Below are 1,988 nucleotides of genomic sequence, written 5' to 3'. Positions count from 1 at the left end.
GGTGTACTGGTTAAGTGTCCTTTTTATTTTTTTTCAGTTAACTCTTATAGCGGATATTATAGCTATTTTATATGTAAAAAAAGTATATTCGAAGAACGAAATTGAATTGTTTTGGAAAGAATATTTAGACAATCATCCTACAAACTTATTGAAAGTAGCGTTAGATAATGGATATTACACACCTAAGTCAAATGTCCTATTAATTAATCGTTCTATATTGTTACTTGTTTTTTCAGCTACTGTAGCGTTAATCCAATTCTTCTATCACGACTTTGGTGTATGAGAAAATGACTTAGGTTTTTTAGGGTGTTTATAATGCTGGTGTATGTATAGAATCATATCTTAATATTGCTCGAAATACTTTATGCTATAAACGATGTTAAATGATAAAGCTAAGTTCTCCACAAAAATTTGTCATGTTTTTGGAAGGACTTAGCTCTATTCGTCAGTTAACTTATAAAAATTGTGTTCTAAATTTCAATTCACCCGTCTATCATCTCTATAACAAAAAATGTGATAACATCATTCGGTCGCTTTAATGGAAATTAGTCTTTAAACGTTTCTTCAAAAAAAGCTATCATAGTAGCTAGTATTGCTGCAATACCTTGTAATACTCCCTGTGTAGCAACAATACCTGATAAACCTAAGAAGCCTAATACAGCTACTGGAGTAAGACCAACACCTAGTCCCACTGCCAAACTGAAACGGCGATCAAATTCTTCAATTTGGATTTTGTATCTGTCCAACTCTGGAGATAGTCCTGGTGGAAGCTCTCTTGGATCAAAATAGATACCTAAAGATACAGAATAATTATAATTTATAGGCTCATTATTTAATCTGATAGTATCTTTTCCTGTAGACTTAATGAGCACCCCAATAGCACCAGCGTCATTTATATCCATAGAAATCTGAATGTCTCCACTATTCATGATTTCACTAATTCTATTGACAATATCTACTACTTGATTATTTCCACCCGTTAAATCAATTAAGTCTTGAACCAGCTGCAGATCTTCTTGAAATTTAAGCTCTGGTTTTCCATTTTCAATTTTAAACTTTGCATAGTTTCCATCAAAAACATCAATACTATTTGATATTTTTAACTGCAAAACAATATTACCTACAACTGCAGTCTGTTCAATCTCAGAAGAAAATTCAGTGGTTAAATTCTCTTTAAATAGTGGTAGTGCTTCTGTAATTTTTTTTGCGATAGAGATTTTTTTAGCTTCTTCTAATTCTAGAAGGCGTTCAGCATCTGTGGGATATTCAAACGATGACTGACCATTATCCCAATACCCTGATACACCGACTTTATCAATATCTATTCCCCCAAGATTATATTCAAAGAATTGATCAAATGACCAGTTCTTAGGCATTTTATACCCTAGATTAGCACTAAACCCCGAGGACATATCTGATACAAAACAATTTTGAATTTGGATAATTGAGTTCATTGCTTGCGTACATACATTTCTTGGCGCGTACAACGAAACGCCGTACTCAGGATATTTGCTTTGCATGGTATGGACTACATCTCTTAAGTAACTCACAACTACTGGAATTTCGTCACCCAAAACATCAAAGTCACATGCAAAATAAATTGTAGTTCCATTTTTAAACCCAAGAGACTTAGCGGCGGCACCAGCCTGGACTGCATCATTAATTCCTTGCCCATATCTAGAAAAATAAGCAAGACTAGCACCTCCATTCTGATAAATGGGGAATACTTTAAAATTATTTGCTTCTAGTAATTTTAATTCTGGAATAGTTAAGTTTTTTGGTCGTTCATTACTTCCAATTCCAACAGTACCTGTCTCTTATACACATCTTTACTTTTTTACAACCAATACTCAATTTTGGTATGCTTAAGTGTTATAGGATTATCAATAGCTATTAGTGTAATATACACTTCTCTTTTAGTACCAGCGGTTTATTTAGCTGGAATAAACGGAAGCTCAATCGTTTTTCTGATACTGATTGTTATATTC

2 protein-coding genes are annotated in these 1,988 nt (G+C 33.1%); one reads left to right on the top strand and one right to left on the bottom strand.

Features of this window, described 5'->3' with window-relative positions; all coding sequences use genetic code 11:
• Positions 1-283 (top strand): hypothetical protein (locus A5867_RS18035; protein ID WP_212648486.1); only part of this gene is annotated, 283 nt, incomplete at its 5' end.
• A gap of 262 nt (positions 284-545) precedes the next feature.
• On the opposite strand, the gene A5867_RS00005 is transcribed toward A5867_RS18035, so the two are convergent.
• Positions 546-1,799, bottom strand: coding sequence for a glycoside hydrolase domain-containing protein (locus tag A5867_RS00005; protein ID WP_087626630.1), 1,254 nt, complete (start codon positions 1,797-1,799; stop codon positions 546-548).
• Between the last annotated feature and the right edge of the window lie 189 nt (positions 1,800-1,988).

It is taken from the genome of Enterococcus sp. 6D12_DIV0197, assembly GCF_002174385.1.
GTDB lineage: Bacteria > Bacillota > Bacilli > Lactobacillales > Enterococcaceae > Enterococcus_D > Enterococcus_D casseliflavus.
Note: the sequence above shows the minus strand (reverse complement) of the source record. Positions and strands in the feature narration are given on the sequence as shown.